The sequence below is a fragment of the Pseudomonas sp. PL-6 genome (genome assembly GCF_054110165.1).
Window position 1 is genome coordinate 3,209,894 of sequence record NZ_CM134189.1, and the last position, 16,006, is coordinate 3,225,899.

Here is a 16,006-nt window from a genome sequence, read left to right on the forward strand (position 1 = left end):
CGATGATCCTGCTGATCTCCGATCTGCATCTCGAAGAGCAACGCCCGGACATCACCCGGGCGTTTCTGCATTTTCTCGCCACTCGCACGCGCCAGGCCGAGGCGCTGTACATCCTCGGCGACTTCTTCGAAGTCTGGATCGGCGACGATGGCATGACGCCCTTCCAGCATGAAATCGCCCGCGCGCTGCGCGAACTGAGCGACGCCGGCACGCGCATCTACCTGATGCACGGCAACCGCGACTTCCTCATCGGCCAGCGCTTCTGCCGCGAGGCCGGCTGTACCCTGCTGAAGGATCCCAGCCTGGTCGAAATGGCCGGAGAGCGCGTGCTGCTGATGCACGGCGACAGCCTGTGCACCCTGGATGTCGGCTATATGAAGCTGCGTCGCTGGCTGCGCAACCCGCTGTCCTTGCTGATCCTGCGCAACCTGCCACTGGGCACCCGACAGAAGCTGGCGCGCAAGCTGCGCAACGAAAGCCGCGCGCAGACGCGGATGAAAGCCAGCGAAATCGTCGATGTCACGCCCGAGGAAGTGGTCAGGGTGATGGGCGAGTACGGTGTGCGTACGCTAATCCATGGGCATACCCATCGGCCGGCGCTGCATGAGCTGGAAGTCAACGGCCAAGCGGCGCGGCGCATCGTGCTGGGTGACTGGGATCGCCAGGGGTGGGCGCTGCAGGTCGATGACGAGGGGTTCAACCAGGCGCCGTTCGAGCTTGCTCCCGCAGGAGCCTCCAAACCGTAGCTCATACAAATTTGTAGGAGCGGCTTCAGCCGCGAAAGGCCGTTATCGCCGTGTTCGCGGCTGAAGCCGCTCCTACATGTTTTGTGCGCGTTTTCCCGCCCGCTTTTAGGCCGGCACACCGCTATGGAAACGGAACTGCTCGTCCGCCGAGGTGATCAGCTCCTGCTCCACCGCGCGCACCACTTCGATACGCGCATCCACGTCGGCTGAGTCGCCATAGAGGTAGGCGAGCTTGAGATAGCCCCGATAGTGGCGCCCTTCACTCTCCAGCAGCCCGGCGTAGAACTTGGCCAGTTCGGCATCCAGGCGCGGCACCAGGGCGGCGAAGCGCTCGCAGGAACGCGCCTCGATAAAGGCGCCGATCACCAGCACATCCACCAGCCGCTCCACTTCCCCGCCCCGCAGCAGCGCGCGCAGGCCGGCGGCGTAGCGCGAAGCGGAAACGTGGCGAACCTCGATGCCGCGGCCGCGGATGATCTTGCTCACCTGCTCGAAGTGCACCAGCTCCTCACGGGCCAAACGCGACATTCTCGCGGTCAATTCGGTCTTGGTCAGGTAGCGCCCCATCAGGCTCAGGGCCGTCTGCGCCGCCTTGTATTCCAGATTGCGGTGGTCGAGCAGGAGGATTTCCTGCTGGCGCAGGGCCTCGTCCAGCCAGGCCGCCGGGGTGGCGACGCCGCCGAGAAAATCGAGAATTTCCTGCAGGATCGACGCGCTTTCCTCGCCTTTACTCGGAATATGCTGGGCAATTGACATCATCAGGGGGCGCTCTCGAACGCTGGCGGGGTTGGCAATGACGGGCCATTATACGAGTGAGCGCCAAGACGGCCAGCGCGCCGTTGATGCAGGTCAACAAGCCCGTCAACCGCGCACCGCTATAGTTGAACAAGTGCCACTCATTCTCAGGGAGACGACCATGCAAGCGATCCGCAGCATCCTGGTGGTAATGGAGCCGCAGCACCCGGAGGGCCTCGCGCTCAAGCGCGCGAAACTGATAGCCGGAGTCACCCAATCGCGCCTGCACCTGCTGGTGTGCGACAAGAAGGGCGAGCACAGCGCCTGGCTCAACGACCTCAGCAGCAGCCTGAGCGAGGAAGGTTTCGCCGTCTCCGCCCAGCAGGCCTGGCACGACAGCCCGCACCAGACCATCATCGCCGTGCAACAGGCCGAAGGCTGCGGCCTGGTAGTCAAGCAGCACCTGCCGGACAACCCACTGAAGAAAGCCATCCTCACCCCCGACGACTGGAAGCTGTTGCGCTACTGCCCAGGCCCGGTGCTGATGGTCAAGACCGACAAGCCCTGGACCGGCGGCACCATCCTCGCCGCGGTGGACGTGGGCAATGCCGACGGCGAGCACCGCACCCTGCACGCCGGCATCATCAGCCACGGCTACGACATCGCCGGCCTGGCCAAGGGCGAACTGCACGTGATCACCGCCCACCCGACGCCGATGCTGTCGGCGGCCGACCCGACCTTCCAGCTCAAGGAAACCATCGAGGCACGCTACCGCGAGCAGTGCAGGAGCTTCCAGGCCGAATACGAGATCGGCGACGATCGCCTGCACATAGTCGAAGGCCCGGCCGACGTGCTGATCCCGCAGATCGCCCACCAGCTCAGCGCCGTGGTCACTGTGATCGGCACCGTGGCACGCACCGGGCTGTCCGGCGCCCTGATCGGCAATACCGCCGAAGTGATTCTCGACTCGCTGGAAAGCGACGTGCTGGTGCTCAAGCCGGACGAGATCATCGCCCACCTCGAAGAGCTGGTGGCGCAACGCTGAAATGAACGCCAGCCAGACAAAAATGCCGCTCGCAAATGCGAGCGGCATTTTTTGTGCGCCGGACAAAAGCCAGGGAGTGGATCGCCGTGCGCGAGCTGGCGGATTGCATCCGGGCTACCCACCCGGTCTCACACGCGCAGTTCCAGGCCTTCGCGGAGGAATTTCGGCGCGATATAGCGCTCGTAGTGCGCCTCGGAGAGCAGGAAGAACTCGCGGTCGATGGCGTCACGCAGCTCCGGCAAGGCCCAGCCACGGAACTCGGGCAGCAGCGCCATGCCGTAGGCATCGAGCTGGTTGATCACCCGCGCGCCGCGTGCGATCAGCTGGTAGGCCCAGCAATAGGGCGACTGCTGCGGCACGAAACGGATTTGCCGCTGCTCCAGCTGGGTGCGCAGGCGCTGCTCGTCGAACACCTCGACCTTGGCCGTCATCACCTGCACCAGCAACACTTCCAGGCGCAGCCAGACGGCGCGCTTTTCCTCGTCGCCGTAGCTGTTCCAGTTGATCACCTCGTGGTGAAAACGCTTGCAACCGCGGCATACCACATCGCCGTAAACGGTCGAGCACAGACCCACGCAAGGCGTCTTGATGCGTTGATTGGACATGGAGAAGCAATATAGACAGCAGGACGGCCGAGCATGTTAGCCCTTTGTCTAAGCAAGATCACCCCCGCCAAGCCCAGGGCTTTGGCTTAACTTTATCTGCGCTTTCCATTAGAATCGGCCCGCCTTTTACGGCGCCAATGTCCGTTGGAAGCTGTTTTCAAAGCGTCACGAGCACAGTCGATCCTGCAGGTACGATGGCGACGCAGCCACTTGGAGTCCCCCCGAGCGTCTGCGTCAGCCCTCATCAGAAACCGTCCTGCCGGCGTAAAACTTTGAAAGCAGCTTCTACAAGAGACTCATGAAACCTCGGCTGATCGGCTCATAAAGTCGAAAAGCGCCTGGTCATGAGTATCTGGATCGCGTCCCGGACAACCCTTTGGGACCACTGATGAGGGTAATAACTGTGCTTGAAGCCTATCGCAAACACGTAGCAGAGCGTGCCGCTCAGGGTATCGTGCCCCAGCCGCTGAACGCCGAACAAACCGCAGGCCTGGTCGAGCTGCTGAAAAACCCGCCGGCTGGCGAAGAAGAATTCCTCGTAGACCTGATCACCAACCGCGTACCGCCAGGCGTGGACGAAGCGGCCTACGTCAAGGCCGGCTTCCTCTCTGCCATCGCCAAGGGCGAAGCCACCTCTCCGCTGATCAGCAAGCAACGCGCTGTCGAGCTGCTGGGTACCATGCAGGGCGGCTACAACATCGCCACCATGGTCGAGCTGCTGGACGATGCCGCCCTGGGCACCGTTGCCGCCGAACAACTCAAGCACACCCTGCTGATGTTCGACGCCTTCCACGACGTCGCCGAAAAAGCCAAGGCTGGCAACGCCAACGCCAAGGCCGTGCTGCAGTCCTGGGCCGATGGCGAGTGGTTCACCAACAAGCCGGCCATCGCCGAGAAATACAGCCTGGCCGTGTTCAAGGTGCCTGGCGAAACCAACACCGACGATCTGTCCCCTGCCCCGGACGCCTGGTCGCGCCCTGACATCCCGCTGCACGCCCTGGCCATGCTGAAAATGGCTCGCGACGGCATCGTGCCGGAGCAGCAAGGCGCCATCGGCCCGCTGAAGCAGATCGAAGAGATCAAGGCCAAAGGTTTCCCGGTTGCCTACGTCGGTGACGTGGTCGGTACCGGATCGTCCCGTAAGTCCGCCACCAACTCGGTGCTGTGGTTCTTCGGTGACGACATTCCGTACGTTCCGAACAAGCGCGCTGGCGGCTTCTGCTTCGGCACCAAGATCGCCCCGATCTTCTACAACACCATGGAAGATGCCGGCGCCCTGCCGATCGAGTTCGACGTATCGAACATCAACATGGGCGATGTGATCGATGTCTACCCGTACGCCGGCAAAGTCTGCAAGCACGGCACCGACGACGTCATCACCACCTTCGAACTGAAAACCCCGGTGCTGCTAGACGAAGTCCGCGCTGGCGGCCGTATCCCGCTGATCGTCGGCCGTGGCCTGACCGAGAAGGCGCGTGCCGAACTGGGCCTGGGCGCTTCCGACCTGTTCAAGAAGCCGGACCAGCCTGCTGCCAGCACCAAGGGTTTCACCCTGGCGCAAAAAATGGTCGGCAAGGCCTGCGGCGTCGAAGGCGTGCGTCCGGGCACCTACTGCGAACCGAAGATGACCACCGTCGGCTCCCAGGACACCACTGGCCCGATGACCCGCGACGAGCTGAAAGACCTGGCTTGCCTGGGCTTCTCGGCTGACCTGGTGATGCAGTCCTTCTGCCACACCGCGGCCTATCCGAAGCCGATCGACGTCACCACCCACCACACCCTGCCGGATTTCATCCGCACCCGTGGCGGCGTATCCCTGCGTCCTGGCGACGGCATCATCCACAGCTGGCTGAACCGCATGCTGCTGCCGGACACCGTCGGCACCGGTGGCGACTCGCACACCCGCTTCCCGATCGGCATCAGCTTCCCGGCCGGTTCCGGCCTGGTCGCCTTCGCTGCCGCCACCGGCGTCATGCCGCTGGACATGCCGGAATCCGTTCTGGTGCGCTTCAAGGGCAAGATGCAACCGGGTATCACCCTGCGTGACCTGGTCCATGCCATCCCTTACTACGCCATCCAGAAGGGCCTGCTGACCGTCGAGAAGAAGGGCAAGAAGAACATCTTCTCCGGCCGCATCCTCGAGATCGAAGGCCTGGACAACCTGACCGTCGAGCAGGCGTTCGAGCTGTCCGACGCCTCCGCCGAGCGTTCGGCTGCCGGCTGCACCATCAAGCTGCCGGAAGCCGCCATCGCCGAATACCTGCAGTCCAACATCACCCTGCTGCGCTGGATGATCAGCGAAGGCTACGGTGATGCCCGTACCCTGGAGCGTCGTGCTCAGGCGATGGAAGCCTGGCTGGCCAACCCGGTACTGATGGAAGCCGACAAGGACGCCGAGTACGCCGAAGTCATCGAAATCGACCTGAGCCAGCTCAACGAGCCGGTACTGTGCGCCCCGAACGACCCGGACGACGCCCGCCTGCTGTCCACCGTGGCTGGCGACAAGATCGACGAAGTGTTCATCGGTTCGTGCATGACCAACATCGGTCACTTCCGCGCTGCCGGTAAGCTGCTGGACAAGGTCAAGGGCGGTATCCCGACCCGTCTGTGGCTGTCGCCGCCGACCAAGATGGATGCTCACCAGCTGACCGAAGAAGGCTACTACGGCATCTACGGCAAGGCCGGTGCACGTATGGAGATGCCGGGCTGCTCGCTGTGCATGGGTAACCAGGCACGTGTGGCTGCCAACTCCACCGTGGTATCGACCTCCACCCGTAACTTCCCGAACCGTCTGGGCGATGGCGCCAACGTGTACCTGGCCTCTGCCGAACTGGCAGCGGTCGCTTCGATTCTCGGCAAGCTGCCGACCGTCGAGGAGTACATGGTCTACGCCAAGGATATCGACAGCATGGCTGGCGATATCTACCGCTACCTGAGCTTCGACCAGATCGCCGACTTCCGCGAAGCGGCGGCCAACGCCAAGATCCCGGTCGTTCAGGCCTGATCCCAGCGCTGTAGAACAAGCCCCGCCCCGTGCGGGGCTTGTTGTTTATGGCTGGCGCAAAACGTCGCGGCGCCTTGCGGCGGCAACGGCAGCGTCTACCTTCTGAATTGGGAACACCCCATACGACCATTCAGGAGCACATCATGAAGCCATGGATCATCGCCGCCCTGTGCCTGTTCGGCCTGGCCGGCTGCAGCAGCGAGTACATCATCACCACCACCGATGGACAGATGCTCACCAGCGACGGCAAGCCGGAACTGGATCGGGACACCGGCATGCTCGAGTTCACCGACAGCGAAGGCCGCAAGCAGCAGATCCCGCAGAGCAACGTCAAGCAGATGCTGGAGCGCTAGCTAGCGCCTCCCCCTCAAAGATCGGCAAACGCCAGCACGCCGCCCGTGATGGCATATGCATTGCTTCAGTCCCGATAACAGAGCGCTTCCAACGGCGGAAGCCGCTCACGACAATGGCGTCGTTCCCCTGCTGCCCCAGTGGCGGACGTGGGTGCGGCGCCTTTTTGCGTGGAGAAGGGACAAGCAACATGAGCGAACGACAAGCAGTCCTCAGCGATGCGCCGGGTGGAGCCGGGATCGGCGATGCGCCGGAGAAGCGTACGCTGAACATCGGTTTCATGGCCCTGACCGATGCCGCCTCGGTGATAGTGGCCGCCACTCAGGGCTTCGCCGAGAAACACGGACTGACCCTCAATCTGCAGCGCCAGAGTTCCTGGGCCGGGCTGCGCGACAAGCTGCTGAGCGGCGAACTGGACGCCGCGCACAGCCTCTACGGCCTGATCTATGGTGTCCAGTTCGGCTTGGGCGGCGCTCCGGCTACCGACATGGCGGTCCTGATGGGCCTGAACCAGAACGGTCAGAGCATCAACCTGTCGCAGCCGCTGCTGGCCGCAGGCGTGAGCAGTGGCGAAGCACTGCTGCATCGCGCGCACCAACAAGGTGCACGCCTGACCTTCGCCCAGACCTTCCCCACCGGCACCCACGCCATGTGGCTCTATTACTGGCTGGCCAGCCAGGGCATTCACCCATTGCACGACGTCGACAGCGTGGTGGTGCCGCCGCCGCAGATGATCGCGCACCTCAAGGCGCGCCGCATCGACGGTCTCTGCGTCGGCGAACCGTGGAGCGCGCAGGCGGTGGACGAGGGCCTTGGCTGTACCGTCGCCACCAGTCAGTCGATCTGGGCCGATCACCCCGAGAAGGTGCTCGGCTGCACCCGCGAATTCGCCCTGCAGTATCCCAATACCGCCCGCGCGCTGATCATGGCGGTGCTGGAAGCCAGTCGCTTCATCGACGAGAGCGAGGAGAACAAGCGCAGCACGGCACAACTGCTCAGCGGCCGCGACTACGTCGACGCACCGCTGTCGGCCATTCAGCCCCGTTTTCTCGGCCAGTACCAGGACGGCCTCGGTCACGCCTGGCAGGACGCCCATCCGCTGCGCTTTCATGGCGAGGGCGCGGTGAACCTGCCCTACCTGTCCGACGCCATGTGGTTCATGACCCAGTTCCGCCGCTGGGGCCTGCTGCGCAGCGACCCCGACTACCTCGGCGTCGCCCGCCAGGTGCAGCAACTGGAGCTTTACCGCGAGGCGGCGCAGGCGCTGAATATCCCCATACCCGCGGACATGCGCAGCGCCACGCTGCAGGATGGCACCCGCTGGGACGGCAGCGACCCGGCCGGCTACGCCCGCAGCTTCCGTCTCCACGCCCTGGCCGACAGCCCGGCTGTCGCCCTGTAATCGCCCGGAGAGTCCACGATGCTGCGTATCCTGCTGATCAACGACACCCCGAAGAAGGTCGGCCGCCTCAAGTGCGCGCTGATCGAGGCCGGCTTCGAGGTGATCGACGAGTCCGGGCTGACCATCGACCTGCCCGAGCGGGTCGAGGCCGTGCGCCCCGACGTGATCCTGATCGACACCGAGTCCCCCAGCCGCGACGTGATGGAACAGGTGGTGCTGGTCAGCCGCGACCAGCCGCGACCGATCGTCATGTTCACCGACGAGCACGACCCCGGCGTGATGCGCCAGGCGATCCAGAGCGGGGTCAGCGCCTACATCGTCGAGGGTATCCACGCCCAGCGCCTGCAGCCGATTCTAGACGTGGCCATGGCCCGCTTCGAGAGCGACCAGGCCCTGCGCGCCCAGTTGCAGGCGCGCGACGCCCAGCTGGCCGAACGCAAACGCATCGAGCTGGCCAAGGGCCTGCTGATGAAGATGAAGAGCTGCAACGAGGAAGAGGCCTACACCCTGATGCGCCGCCAGGCCATGAGCCGCCAGCAGAAGCTGATCCAGGTCGCCGAGCAGATCATCGCCATGCACGACATGCTCGGCGGCTGAGCGCCGCTGCAGTAGCCCAGGCGCACTGCACCGGCAATTTTTCCCGCCACTGCGCTGGACAGCAGAGCTGCCGGCGCCTTATCGTCGCCTCCGGCCAGCGCAGTGGCCAACGTCGCTCGGACGGTTCCGGGCGCTTACGTACTTCGAGGAAATCATGGCCGACAACGCCAAGCGCCGCTTTGCGCGCATCGATCGTCTCCCCCCCTATGTGTTCAACATCACCGCCGAGTTGAAGATGGCCGCCCGCCGCCGTGGCGAGGACATCATCGACTTCAGCATGGGCAACCCCGATGGCGCCACGCCGCCGCACATAGTCGAGAAGCTGGTGCAGGTCGCCCAGCGCGAAGACACCCACGGCTACTCCACCTCGCGCGGCATCCCGCGCCTGCGCCGCGCCATCTCGCGCTGGTACCAGGAGCGCTACGCGGTGGACATCGACCCGGAAAGCGAAGCCATAGTCACCATCGGCTCCAAGGAAGGCCTGGCGCACCTGATGCTGGCCACCCTGGACCATGGCGACACCGTGCTGGTGCCCAACCCCAGCTACCCCATTCATATCTACGGCGCGGTGATCGCCGGCGCCCAGGTGCGTTCGGTGCCGCTGGTGCCGGGGGTGGACTTCTTCGCCGAGCTGGAACGGGCGATTCGCGAATCCATCCCCAAGCCGAAGATGATGATCTTGGGGTTTCCCTCCAACCCCACCGCGCAGTGCGTGGAGCTGGACTTCTTCGAGCGCGTGGTGGCCCTGGCCAAGCAGTACGACGTGCTGGTGGTGCACGACCTGGCCTACGCCGACATCGTCTACGACGGCTGGCAGGCCCCCTCGATCATGCAGGTGCCGGGGGCCAAGGACATCGCGGTGGAGTTCTTCACCCTGTCCAAGAGCTACAACATGGCCGGCTGGCGCATCGGCTTTATGGTCGGCANGCTGGTTGCTCATGGCACCTCCTGATGGGCCTCATTATGAGGCTTGAAGGTGTCTACGAAACTAGGGTCGATTCAGACTACTCTCAGCTGCCACCACCACCTGCTCCCGAGATACCGCAACTGGGCCCACCGCTGCCCGGCGACCTGGGCGGACCGATCCTCAGGGCCGAGCAGCAGGCGCAGGGCTATGGCCATGGTCCGGACGCTGCTGAAGCCGAGCGTCTTGCCCGGCTCAAGGAGGCCGAGGAAGCGGCGCTGTCCTCGGTGTTTTTCCAGACCAACAGCGCGCGGAAATCGAACGTCGCATCCACTGAGGGCGCCCAACCCGATCCCATGATCCTGGGTATGGCCTCGTCAGGCGTGGTAGCCGCAACTGCAGGAACGCCGACCCAGCAGGAACGGAACGAGACGTTTCTCAGTAAATCCGTAAATGCACAAATCCGTAATTCCGGATTACTGCAGATGTCTGACTCGCCCTACCAGGTGATGGCCGGCACCGTGATCGCGGCGGCGCTGGTCACCGGTATCAAGTCGGATCTACCCGGCGACGTGATCGCCACGGTGACCGAACCGGTCTACGACAGCGCCACCGGCCAGCACGTGCTGATCCCCCAAGGCGCGCGCCTGCTGGGCCGCTACAACAGCCAGGTGAGCTACGGGCAAAGCCGCGTGCAGGTGGTATGGCAGCGGGTGATCTTGCCGGACACCTCGTCCTTCCAGCTCGACAATCTGGTCGGTACCGATGCCGCCGGCTATGCCGGCCTTGAGGATGGCGTCGACTGGCATTGGGATCGCATCGTCGCCGGCGCGGCCATGACCAGCCTGCTGGGCATCGGTGCCGAGCTGGCGGCACCGACCAGTCGCACCGACGGCGACCGCATCATCATCGCCGGTCGCGACAGCCTGCAGGACACGGTGAATCAGGTCGGCCAGGAGGTCACCCGCCGCAACCTCGATATCCAACCCACGCTGACCCAGCGTCCCGGCCTGCCCCTGCGCGTGATCGTCAACCGCGACCTGGTGCTGCGCCCCTATCAGCCCTTCTCCGCTCAACAGAGGAACCTGCCATGAGTACGACCAAGCTGCGCCTCGGCCCGCTGCCGAAAACAGAGAACCTGAAGCTGACCTTCACCTGCCCCGCTAACCTGAAAGCCGACCTCGAGCGCTACGCGACGCTGCACTCACAAACCTATGGTGAAGAAGTCGATGCCCTGACGCTCATCCCTCACATGCTGGAGGCCTTCATGGCGAGGGATCGGGTGTTCAGGAGACTTAGTACAACGAGCTGAAAACCGAGTCCTTTTGCCCTGGCTGCCTGTAAAGCCCTTGCCTCCGAAGAGGCTGGTAACAAATGTGATCACGAGCCTTCGCCCCAAAGGCACTCGGACGAAATTGACCTGAATGAATTAAGAAAAAATCAGCTGAACCGCCAAAACTTAAGATTTTCCTGTCTCAATCAAGAAAATCTGGGGACCAGAGCCAAGCTAAAGGAATTCTTGACATGCACCATGTGGAAACTGTGGCTCTCGATATTACGAAGCAAAATCGGCATTAAGTTGCCGATTTTGTGCATTTATGGAGCAATAAAGGCACTTTAATGCCACTTATCCAGATTTACGGAATTTAAAGTGCCGGCGCCGACTGCCAAGCCTGGGTAGCCTGCAGACACTATCAACGTTTGAACATCTCGAAGGCCGCTTGCAACTGAGAATGGTCGGAAGCCCGCTTCGCAGCTGATCGTGAAGCAAGATTCTGCAGTTTCCGTTTTATCGCAGGTAGCTCTGCTGCCTGTGGCAACTCGATCAAGTCAAAATCTGGATTCTCCATCTCGACTGATTCCAGAAATGCTCTCGACTGCGGGGTAAGCCACTCTGAAATTTGTCGAAGAAGCCTGGCGCGGTGTTCCAGCAGTATCTCTGAGCTGACAGGGGCAGCAGTCATACCACGGAAGTGGGTCTCGTATATCGCCTCGAAATCCTTGGGCTCATTGGGAACCAGCATCTCCCAGGCAGGCTTCGGACTGCAGGTCATGTATATCAGGAAGGTTCGCCAAAGGCGCTCATCTGTGCGCGGATCCTCTAGAAGCAAGCCGATATCAAACAGGTCGCGCGGATGCTGTCTCGACAATGCTGCTGCCATTTTCCCCGCATATAGATCCGCAAAGTCGAGCACCTGGATCGAGGCAAAGCCAAAGGCCTCCTGGACCTGCGGCTGGACAACCATTGTTCGTACTGGATGCACAGAGCCGCGCATAACCGGGGTCGTTTCTATTTGCACCCGGGCTCGTCCACGACTCACTATCAGCCTGTTTATGAAGCCACCTCTTTCGGGCGCTGATGTTTGTACCTGTAGCCTTAATGGCGCAGAGCCAAGTGCCCTTCCCAGACCTTCTAATGCATCGGAGATCTGACTAGCATCCTGCGCATAGTCCTGCATCGGCAACCAGGTCAGATCGATATCCACAGACAACCTGGGCAAGTCATGCTCGAACAGGTTGATCGCCGTACCCCCTTTGAGGGCAAATCGTGTTTCTTTCGCCAAGGTCGGCAGAATTTCCACCAATAACTGGACTCGGTCGGTGTAGCGCTTATCCCAGGTGCTCATCAAGATCCGCCGGCAAGGTTATTTGGTAGGTTGGGTTCAAGCGACCACCGGGAACCAGGCAACGCTTTCCCTTCCCTAGATAGACGCCGTCCAACGAGACATGATCCAACCAGGCGTGCCGATGACGCTCTGCGAGCGCCAGGAACAAGCGCTTGGCTTTTATGCTGGTGCAATGCCGCAGCAGCATGCTTACCCTTTGGGGACGAAGGGTGTCCGCACCCTGCATCAGCGCATCCACTTCATAAACGAGCGATGCGTCTGACACGCCATCACACAGCTCGAGGATTGCGCGTTCAGGTGTCGCGACGACGATGCGGCCGCGGTCGCCATCAACATCCACCCATTCGAGCGCTAGATTTCTTAGGACTTCGGCATCCATATCGGCCTTGAATGACAATGCCGACAGATTGAATGGACTTTTGCCGCACAGCATCACCTCAGCCTTCAAGGGAAGCTTTTCCACCCAGGCCGGGAGGCTTCCAGGGCCATATAGAGTGACCCTCTCACGCTCGCCCAACCGCAGGTAGTGCTCGTGCCCATGCCAAGCCAAGGCAAAACGCCCGCCAACATGCAGCGGCAATCGCTCTCCTTCCTGCAGCGCACGCACTACAGCAGCCCAGGTGAGACGTCCGCCTCGTCGCTGATAGATTCCACGCGCAGGCGATTCCAGCCAGCCGCTCGCGATATATCGCGCTACGAGGTTGCTGCTGTAGCCATGAGCCTTCAACCAGCTACTGGACACCAGATCGCTGTCGCCGAGCCCTGCAAGCAAGGAGTTTAGTTTTTCAGATTTTTGCACACTCATAGTGAGCAAAATAGAGCTTTTCTAAACCTTCAGCAAGAAGAGGTTTATAGAAACCCAAAAATACTCACCATTAGTGAGCAAAATTTAGTTCTTATAAACCCACACAAGGAACTCTTGGCCATTGCTATAGGCGCTCCCTAGGCCCCTTCCATTCCAGCAATGCCTGTAGCGGATCCAGCTCGCCAACAAGCTCACGCGCTTGGGCGAGCTTGTCCATAGCAATGCATCGCGCAGCTTCGGGCAGATTCGATACGGAGCTCTCCGCATCACTGAAAAAGGCCTGGATCCGCTTTATGTCATCCCACTGCTTGATGGCGCTCAGCAAATCAGTCCTCGCCTGCGCCCTTGCCTCGCTCTGCCTCTGAATCCGCTCTCTCTCCTCGCGCCGGCGAATCTGTTCCATCCCCTCCTGCTGCCGAATTCTGGCCTGCTCCTCGGCCTCCTCTACCAATCGGGCAACTACAGGCGCGGCGTCTATGAGCTGCTGGACGATCTCATCCAGCTGGCCACGTAGCGAGCCTTGCTTAGCCTCCTTCCAACTCTGAGACCAATCAGTCCACGGATATGGCGAGAACGCCCTTATACATAGGCGGCCGGTCGCAAAGTCCATGCGAGTCGACCAGTTCCAAGTTGAGCTTAAGCGACGCATCTGCTGCGACGGAATCTTGGAGGTGGGGATGTACTTGCCATCGATGTAGCGGGCCTCAAGCTCCTCAGTCATCTCAAACACCGTCAGCCCGATGGCAACCGTCCCGACGAAAACCACTGTGGGCTTGGATGGTGACCACAACGCCGGATGACGATGCCTTGGTTTCTTGGGAGGGTGCTCATGCTCATCAAACGAGTCCCGGGCATAGGTGCGGTCACTCGGAGCAAACATCACGCGATGACCGGCAGCCTCCAGCTTGAGAAACAGCTGATTCGCCAGCTTGAGGGCAGACTCAAGTTGCGGCTTGGTCACCACAACGTCCACCAGGCGCTGCCTCCCGGGCTTGAGGAACCCTTGGTCGATGACGCGCCCCTGCTCAAAGACCTCATACGCTCCCACGACAACAGGATGCTGCCTTGATCGCGATATGCGGAGCTGTTCGGGTTTGATTTTGCGCGGTGCAGGTGCCTTCGGTACCGGTCGAGAAACAGCACCAAGAGTATCTCCCCTGCGCCATACCTGTAGGTCACCAGGCCCAGCCTCAGGCAGGGGTGGCTGAGGACTCGGTATTCCATTCTCCAGCTTTACCCAGTGCCCACGCGGCGGCCGCGGGACATTCATGCGGGTACACACGCGCGCCAAGAAGCTGGAGGAAACACGGTGATGATCCGCGATCTTGGTCATCGGAAGCCGCCACACCTCGGCGTACATCTCCTCACGACTGACTGGGCCACCAGAGCTGGAACCAGGTTGCTGAGATACCTCTTCGGAAGACACGCTTCAATCCTTAAGCCTGATATCACCGTACCAACCAACGACTGGCCACACTCCACGATCCATCAGGTCAAACCAAGCCAAAACAGCTGTTGTACCAAACCCTCCGCAGCCCCCTCCACCACGTTGTCCACCCAACGAGCAGCGGACAGCATCTGCAGCACGGATCAGGGCCAACAAGGAGGCGACATTCATGCCCGCATCATCTGAACAGACAGCCGCACGCTTGATCACCTGCCCACCCCGAATCTTGCGAGCCAGTGCGGCCCCCGCCTACCTCGGCATGTGCCGCACAGAATTCAACAAAACCGTCCGGCCTCACGTGCGGGAATTCCGCATTGGGGTGCAAGGCATCGGCTTTGATCGCGAAGAACTGGATGCCTGGGCAGACACCTACATCGACCAGGCCATCATTGAAAAGGAAGGTGCCAAGGGACATGATCACTCCCGCAGCGAGCGCCAAGGAGAAAAACCATGGCGCGAAAAACCATTAGCGGCCTCTACAAAAGGAACGGGACCTGGCACATCGACAAGGTCTTCAGAGGTCAGCGAATTCAGGAAAGCACTGGATCAAGCGATAGGAAGGAGGCAGAGCAGTACCTGATACACAAGCTGGAAAAGCTCCGGGAACAGAAGATCTACGGCGTCCGCAAGATCAGAACGTGGCGGGAGGCTGCTACGCGTTACCTGACCGAGTACAAGAATCAGCCGTCGATAGGCCTCACGGCCATCTATCTGGAGCAGTTGGACCGGTATATTGGCGACCAGCCTCTGACTCATGTCGACGACGAGACCCTGGCTCCCTACATAAGGGATCGACTCAAGAGTCGTAGAACCAGCGATGGGAAGTTGAAGCCAGGAGTTTCACACCGCACGGTGAACATCGCCCTGGAACGCGTCATACGTATCCTGAATCTTTGCGCCCGAAAATGGCGTGATGAGCAGAAGCGTCCCTGGCTCGACGTGGTACCGATGATCACCAAGCTGGAAGAGAAGAAAACCAGACGCATGCCCTACCCGATGTCCTGGGAAGAGCAGTCGATTCTCTTCGCCGAACTGCCGGATCATTTGCGCCGCATGGCCCTGTACAAGGTCAACAGCGGCTCACGCGAGCAGGAGGTCGTGAAGCTTCGCTGGGATTGGGAGATACCGATTCCTGAGCTCAACACCAGCGTATTTCTCATACCGGCGGATTTTGGTGGCCGACATGAGAGCTCCGGGGTCAAGAACGGCGACGAGCGCCTCGTTGTGCTCAACAACGTAGCCAAGTCGGTCATCGAGGGACAGCGTGGGCTTGATCCAGTTTGGGTATTTCCTTACGGACAACCCGATCGAAACGGCAAGGCCACTCCGGTTCACCGGATGAACGATTCGGCATGGAAGAAAGCCAGGGTCAGAGCAGCGAAGAAGTTCCAGGAGCGTTTTCTGCGCCCTGCCCCAGCTGGATTTGCTTCGATCCGCGTTCACGATCTGAAGCACACCTTCGGCCGAAGACTTCGGGCTGCTGGGGTAACGGAGGAAGACAGGAAGGCTCTGCTGGGCCACAGGAACGGCAGCATCACCAGTCACTACTCGGCCGCCGAGCTGGGCAAACTGATCGATGAAGCCAACAGGATTTCGGCCACCGACTCGCGCGGGCCGGCCCTGACAATTTTGAGGAGAATGGCAGGATGAAAAAAGTCCCGCAAAAGTCCCTGCGCTTCGAGCGTGTGAAGCGCCCATAAAAAAATCCAGTCACCGCTAAGTGACTGGATTTTCTAGG

14 protein-coding genes and 2 pseudogenes are annotated in these 16,006 nt (G+C 61.3%); 10 read left to right on the forward strand and 6 right to left on the reverse strand.

Going from position 1 to position 16,006, the window contains the following annotated elements; all coding sequences use genetic code 11:
• Nucleotides 1-2: 2 nt before the first annotated feature.
• Entirely contained in the window at nucleotides 3-746 is a 744-nt protein-coding gene (gene lpxH, locus ACW9UL_RS13565) for a UDP-2,3-diacylglucosamine diphosphatase (RefSeq protein ID WP_457787333.1), read from the forward strand.
• 105 nt (nucleotides 747-851) lie between these two features.
• On the opposite strand, the gene ACW9UL_RS13570 is transcribed toward lpxH, so the two are convergent.
• Nucleotides 852-1,505, reverse strand: a complete 654-nt coding sequence (locus tag ACW9UL_RS13570) for a MiaE family protein (RefSeq protein WP_457787334.1) — start codon at nucleotides 1,503-1,505, stop codon at nucleotides 852-854.
• Between the two features lie 157 nt (nucleotides 1,506-1,662).
• On the opposite strand from ACW9UL_RS13570, the gene uspL reads away from it, so the two are divergent.
• Nucleotides 1,663-2,526, forward strand: coding sequence for a universal stress protein UspL (uspL, locus tag ACW9UL_RS13575; RefSeq protein WP_122107997.1), 864 nt, complete (start codon nucleotides 1,663-1,665; stop codon nucleotides 2,524-2,526).
• A 128-nt stretch (nucleotides 2,527-2,654) separates the two neighbouring features.
• Here uspL and ACW9UL_RS13580 read toward each other — a convergent pair whose 3' ends face one another.
• Nucleotides 2,655-3,131 carry a DUF1289 domain-containing protein gene (locus ACW9UL_RS13580; RefSeq protein ID WP_031303887.1) on the reverse strand — a complete coding sequence of 159 codons (477 nt, stop codon included), beginning with the start codon at nucleotides 3,129-3,131 and terminating at the stop codon, nucleotides 2,655-2,657.
• Between the two features lie 403 nt (nucleotides 3,132-3,534).
• Here ACW9UL_RS13580 and acnB point away from each other — a divergent pair, with 403 nt between their 5' ends.
• From acnB to ACW9UL_RS13615, 7 genes and pseudogenes are all read left to right on the forward strand, one after another.
• Nucleotides 3,535-6,135: a bifunctional aconitate hydratase 2/2-methylisocitrate dehydratase gene (gene acnB / locus ACW9UL_RS13585; protein ID WP_017677178.1), complete on the forward strand. Its 2,601-nt coding sequence runs from the start codon at nucleotides 3,535-3,537 to the stop codon at nucleotides 6,133-6,135.
• Nucleotides 6,136-6,278: 143 nt separating this feature from the next.
• Nucleotides 6,279-6,488 (forward strand): YgdI/YgdR family lipoprotein, encoded by a 210-nt coding sequence (locus ACW9UL_RS13590; RefSeq protein WP_122109788.1) that lies wholly within the window; start codon nucleotides 6,279-6,281, stop codon nucleotides 6,486-6,488.
• A 188-nt stretch (nucleotides 6,489-6,676) separates the two neighbouring features.
• Nucleotides 6,677-7,888 carry a CmpA/NrtA family ABC transporter substrate-binding protein gene (locus tag ACW9UL_RS13595; protein WP_397498464.1) on the forward strand — a complete coding sequence of 404 codons (1,212 nt, stop codon included), beginning with the start codon at nucleotides 6,677-6,679 and terminating at the stop codon, nucleotides 7,886-7,888.
• A gap of 18 nt (nucleotides 7,889-7,906) precedes the next feature.
• Complete coding sequence (locus ACW9UL_RS13600) at nucleotides 7,907-8,485, forward strand: ANTAR domain-containing response regulator (protein ID WP_122109786.1); 579 nt, start codon at nucleotides 7,907-7,909, stop codon at nucleotides 8,483-8,485.
• Between the two features lie 154 nt (nucleotides 8,486-8,639).
• Nucleotides 8,640-9,410: pseudogene (locus tag ACW9UL_RS13605) on the forward strand (aminotransferase class I/II-fold pyridoxal phosphate-dependent enzyme); the annotation flags it as partial.
• Nucleotides 9,411-9,484: 74 nt separating this feature from the next.
• Nucleotides 9,485-10,483 (forward strand): annotated as a pseudogene (locus ACW9UL_RS13610) (TraB/TrbI/VirB10 family type IV secretion system protein); the annotation flags it as partial.
• The gene (locus ACW9UL_RS13615; RefSeq protein WP_397496721.1) at nucleotides 10,480-10,701 is read left to right on the forward strand and encodes a DUF2274 domain-containing protein; all 222 of its coding nucleotides are present in this window, start codon (nucleotides 10,480-10,482) and stop codon (nucleotides 10,699-10,701) included. The pseudogene ACW9UL_RS13610 and the gene ACW9UL_RS13615, both read left to right, overlap by 4 nt.
• Nucleotides 10,702-11,083: 382 nt before the next feature.
• Here ACW9UL_RS13615 and ACW9UL_RS13620 read toward each other — a convergent pair whose 3' ends face one another.
• The 4 genes from ACW9UL_RS13620 to ACW9UL_RS13635 form a co-directional block, all read right to left on the reverse strand.
• Complete coding sequence (locus ACW9UL_RS13620) at nucleotides 11,084-12,016, reverse strand: nucleotidyl transferase AbiEii/AbiGii toxin family protein (RefSeq protein ID WP_397496722.1); 933 nt, start codon at nucleotides 12,014-12,016, stop codon at nucleotides 11,084-11,086.
• Nucleotides 12,000-12,821 carry a type IV toxin-antitoxin system AbiEi family antitoxin domain-containing protein gene (locus ACW9UL_RS13625; protein WP_397496723.1) on the reverse strand — a complete coding sequence of 274 codons (822 nt, stop codon included), beginning with the start codon at nucleotides 12,819-12,821 and terminating at the stop codon, nucleotides 12,000-12,002. Before ACW9UL_RS13625 ends, ACW9UL_RS13620 begins: the two co-directional genes overlap by 17 nt.
• A gap of 124 nt (nucleotides 12,822-12,945) precedes the next feature.
• Nucleotides 12,946-13,782 (reverse strand): hypothetical protein, encoded by an 837-nt coding sequence (locus tag ACW9UL_RS13630; RefSeq protein WP_397496724.1) that lies wholly within the window; start codon nucleotides 13,780-13,782, stop codon nucleotides 12,946-12,948.
• Nucleotides 13,783-14,446: 664 nt separating this feature from the next.
• The gene (locus ACW9UL_RS13635; RefSeq protein WP_397496725.1) at nucleotides 14,447-14,683 is read right to left on the reverse strand and encodes a hypothetical protein; all 237 of its coding nucleotides are present in this window, start codon (nucleotides 14,681-14,683) and stop codon (nucleotides 14,447-14,449) included.
• A gap of 35 nt (nucleotides 14,684-14,718) precedes the next feature.
• Here ACW9UL_RS13635 and ACW9UL_RS13640 point away from each other — a divergent pair, with 35 nt between their 5' ends.
• Entirely contained in the window at nucleotides 14,719-15,918 is a 1,200-nt protein-coding gene (locus ACW9UL_RS13640) for a tyrosine-type recombinase/integrase (RefSeq protein WP_397496726.1), read from the forward strand.
• Nucleotides 15,919-16,006: the final 88 nt, after the last annotated feature.

Excerpts from the sequence above, each read along its gene's own strand:
- lpxH (WP_457787333.1), top strand. The coding sequence starts at position 3 with ATGATCCTGCTGATCTCCGATCTGCATCTCGAAGAGCAACGCCCGGAC.
- ACW9UL_RS13570 (WP_457787334.1), bottom strand. The coding sequence starts at position 1,505 with ATGATGTCAATTGCCCAGCATATTCCGAGTAAAGGCGAGGAAAGCGCG.
- uspL (WP_122107997.1), top strand. The coding sequence starts at position 1,663 with ATGCAAGCGATCCGCAGCATCCTGGTGGTAATGGAGCCGCAGCACCCG.
- ACW9UL_RS13580 (WP_031303887.1), bottom strand. The coding sequence starts at position 3,131 with ATGTCCAATCAACGCATCAAGACGCCTTGCGTGGGTCTGTGCTCGACC.
- ACW9UL_RS13590 (WP_122109788.1), top strand. The coding sequence starts at position 6,279 with ATGAAGCCATGGATCATCGCCGCCCTGTGCCTGTTCGGCCTGGCCGGC.
- ACW9UL_RS13595 (WP_397498464.1), top strand. The coding sequence starts at position 6,677 with ATGAGCGAACGACAAGCAGTCCTCAGCGATGCGCCGGGTGGAGCCGGG.
- ACW9UL_RS13600 (WP_122109786.1), top strand. The coding sequence starts at position 7,907 with ATGCTGCGTATCCTGCTGATCAACGACACCCCGAAGAAGGTCGGCCGC.
- ACW9UL_RS13615 (WP_397496721.1), top strand. The coding sequence starts at position 10,480 with ATGAGTACGACCAAGCTGCGCCTCGGCCCGCTGCCGAAAACAGAGAAC.
- ACW9UL_RS13620 (WP_397496722.1), bottom strand. The coding sequence starts at position 12,016 with ATGAGCACCTGGGATAAGCGCTACACCGACCGAGTCCAGTTATTGGTG.
- ACW9UL_RS13625 (WP_397496723.1), bottom strand. The coding sequence starts at position 12,821 with ATGAGTGTGCAAAAATCTGAAAAACTAAACTCCTTGCTTGCAGGGCTC.
- ACW9UL_RS13635 (WP_397496725.1), bottom strand. The coding sequence starts at position 14,683 with ATGTCCCTTGGCACCTTCCTTTTCAATGATGGCCTGGTCGATGTAGGT.
- ACW9UL_RS13640 (WP_397496726.1), top strand. The coding sequence starts at position 14,719 with ATGGCGCGAAAAACCATTAGCGGCCTCTACAAAAGGAACGGGACCTGG.